This window comes from Rhodovulum strictum, assembly GCF_009649175.1.
GTDB classification, from domain to species: domain Bacteria; phylum Pseudomonadota; class Alphaproteobacteria; order Rhodobacterales; family Rhodobacteraceae; genus Rhodovulum; species Rhodovulum strictum.
The window spans coordinates 2,501-5,764 of sequence record NZ_WJPO01000055.1 but is presented as its reverse complement, the minus strand read 5'-3'; the positions used below and the strand labels follow the sequence as shown (position 1 = coordinate 5,764).

Genomic DNA, 3,264 nt, shown 5'->3' with positions numbered 1-3,264 from the left:
TGCGGTGTTGATGTGGCGTTGATGTAAACGCGCTGACTTATATCCCCAGTGTTTCGCTCGGGATTGAAGTCTTTGATATTATTGGAAAGTTTGGTTGCGGGGACAGGATTTGAACCTGTGACCTTCAGGTTATGAGCCTGACGAGCTACCGGGCTGCTCCACCCCGCGCCGGTTGTTTTGGTGGCCATTTTTGGCCTGTCATCGCAGAGAGTTACATGTCTGGTTCTTTCTAGGTTTGGCGGTGACCTACTCTCCCACGTCTTGAGACGCAGTACCATCGGCGCGGCGGCACTTAACGGCCGGGTTCGGCATGGGACCGGGTGTTTTGCTCGCGCTATGACCACCAAACCGAGGAAGAACCGGGATGTCCAAGTCAAGTATGGGATTGTGTGCTTATTGATACCAGGAAGCTTGGCTTTTACTGGATCAAATCAAGCCTATCGGGCAATTAGTACCGGTCAACTGAACGCATTGCTGCGCTTACATCTCCGGCCTATCGACGTGGTGGTCTTCCACGGCCCTCGGGGATACCTTGTTTTGAGGGGGGCTTCCCGCTTAGATGCCTTCAGCGGTTATCCTGTCCGATCATAGCTACCCTGCACTGCGGCTGGCGCCACAACAGGTCCACCAGTGGATCGTTCACCCCGGTCCTCTCGTACTAGGGGCAACTCCTCTCAAGTATCCTACACCCACGGCAGATAGGGACCGAACTGTCTCACGACGTTCTAAACCCAGCTCACGTACCTCTTTAAATGGCGAACAGCCATACCCTTGGGACCTGCTCCAGCCCCAGGATGAGATGAGCCGACATCGAGGTGCCAAACACTGCCGTCGATATGGACTCTTGGGCAGTATCAGCCTGTTATCCCCGGCGTACCTTTTATCCGTTGAGCGATGGCCCTTCCACTCGGGACCACCGGATCACTATGGCCGACTTTCGTCTCTGCTCGACTTGTCAGTCTCGCAGTCAGGCTGGCTTCTGCCATTGCACTCAACGAGCGATTTCCGACCGCTCTGAGCCAACCTTCGCGCGCCTCCGTTACTGTTTGGGAGGCGACCGCCCCAGTCAAACTACCCGCCACGCAGGGTCCCGGATCCGGATGACGGACCGCGGTTAGACATCAAGCAGAACAAGGGTGGTATCTCAAGGATGGCTCCACAGGAACTGGCGTCCCTGCTTCGAAGCCTACCACCTATCCTGCACATGTTGTGCCTGATGCCAGTGCGAAGCTGTAGTGAAGGTGCACGGGGTCTTTCCGTCTAACCGCGGGAAGCCTGCATCTTGACAGGCAATTCAATTTCGCTGAGTCGATGTTGGAGACAGCGGGGAAGTCGTTACGCCATTCGTGCAGGTCGGAACTTACCCGACAAGGAATTTCGCTACCTTAGGACCGTTATAGTTACGGCCGCCGTTTACCGGGGCTTCAATTCGGAGCTTGCACCCCTCCTTTTAACCTTCCGGCACCGGGCAGGCGTCAGACCCTATACGTCGTCTTGCGACTTCGCAGAGCCCTGTGTTTTTAGTAAACAGTCGCCACCCCCTGGTTTGTGCCCCCGGCCCATGGTTGCCCACGAACCGGGCCTCCTTCTCGCGAACTTACGGAGGTATTTTGCCGAGTTCCTTCAACATCGTTCTCTCAAGCGCCTTGGTATGCTCTACCAGTCCACCTGTGTCGGTTTAGGGTACGGTCTGATGGAGGGCTATTTCCAGGAACCGATCGGCGGCCCGCCCAATCCGATAAGGGCGAACAACCTTCACGATCCGTCACATCCTCCTGGCTCAGGAATATTAACCTGATTCCCATCGGCTACGCCTTTCGGCCTCACCTTAGGGGCCGGCTTACCCTGCTCAGATTAGCTTTAAGCAGGAACCCTTGGACTTTCGGCGGGAGGGTCTCTCACCCTCCTTGTCGCTACTCATGTCATCATTCTCGCTAGTGATCACTCCACCGGATGGCTCACGCCCCGGCTTCACAGTCAAACCCGCGTCTCCGACGCTCGCCTTTCATGCGCTATCGCTACGCTACTTGAGCGCATCGACCTCGCATCGAGCGAGCAGAAGAGACATGGGTTTTGTCACACTACGCTCCGCTACCACTGCTTGCGCAGTCCTAAGCTTCGGCTCGTGGCTTGAGCCCCGTTACATCTTCGCCGCAGGACATCTTGATTAGACCAGTGAGCTGTTACGCTATCTTTAAAGGATGGCTGCTTCTAAGCCAACCTCCTGGTTGTTTTGGACGTCCCACCTGCTTTCCCACTTAGCCACGAATTGGGGGCCTTAGCTGTAGGTCAGGGTTGTTTCCCTCTCCACGACGGACGTTAGCACCCGCCGTGTGTCTGCCATCTAGTACTCCCGGGTATTCGGAGTTTGGTTAGGATCAGTAAGCCTGTGGGGCCCCATTACCCATCCAGTGCTCTACCCCCCGGGGTATTCGGATGACGCTCTACCTAAATAGATTTCGCGGAGAACCAGCTATCTCCGAGTTTGATTGGCCTTTCACCCCTAGGCACAACTCATCCCGACCTTTTTCAACAGGTGTGGGTTCGGACCTCCAACAGGTGTTACCCTGTCTTCATCCTGGTCATGCCTAGATCACTCGGTTTCGGGTCTGATCCCACGAACTCGACGCCCATTTAAGACTCGCTTTCGCTGCGCCTACACCTATCGGCTTAAGCTTGCTCGTGAGACCAAGTCGATGACCCATTATACAAAAGGTACGCCGTCAGGACTCGAGGTCCCTCCGACTGCTTGTAGGCGCTCGGTTTCAGGTACTGTTTCACTCCCCTCGTCGGGGTGCTTTTCACCTTTCCCTCACGGTACTGGTTCGCTATCGGTCAGCAAGGAGTACTTAGCCTTCGAGGGTGGTCCCCCGATCTTCAGACAGGATTTCACGTGTCCCGCCCTACTTGATACGTCCGATCATGCTTCCCATACGGGGCTGTCACCCGCTATGGCCCGACTTTCCAGACGGTTCTGGTCACATTCACGGCTCGGCTGGTCCCCGTTCGCTCGCCACTACTAGGGGAGTATCTGTTGATTTCCTTTCCTCCGGGTACTTAGATGTTTCAGTTCCCCGGGTTTGCTCTTTGTACCCTATGTGTTCAGGTTCAAAGTACCTGGTTCAACCGACTATAAACTGCCCGAGGGCAATTATAATCAGCTGTCAGGTGGGTTGCCCCATTCGGAGATCCAGGGATCAAAGCCTATTACCGGCTCCCCCTGGCTTATCGCAGGTTATCACGTCCTTCATCGCCTCTTGCTGC

1 tRNA gene and 2 rRNA genes (1 of these 3 running past the window's edge) are annotated in these 3,264 nt (G+C 55.5%); all 3 read right to left on the bottom strand.

Features of this window, described 5'->3' with window-relative positions:
- Nucleotides 1-91: 91 nt before the first annotated feature.
- Nucleotides 92-168, bottom strand: a tRNA-Met gene (locus GH815_RS18415).
- Between the two features lie 65 nt (nt 169-233).
- A 5S ribosomal RNA gene (gene rrf / locus GH815_RS18410) occupies nt 234-348 on the bottom strand.
- A gap of 79 nt (nt 349-427) precedes the next feature.
- Nucleotides 428-3,264, bottom strand: a 23S ribosomal RNA gene (locus GH815_RS18405); it runs 36 nt beyond the window's last position.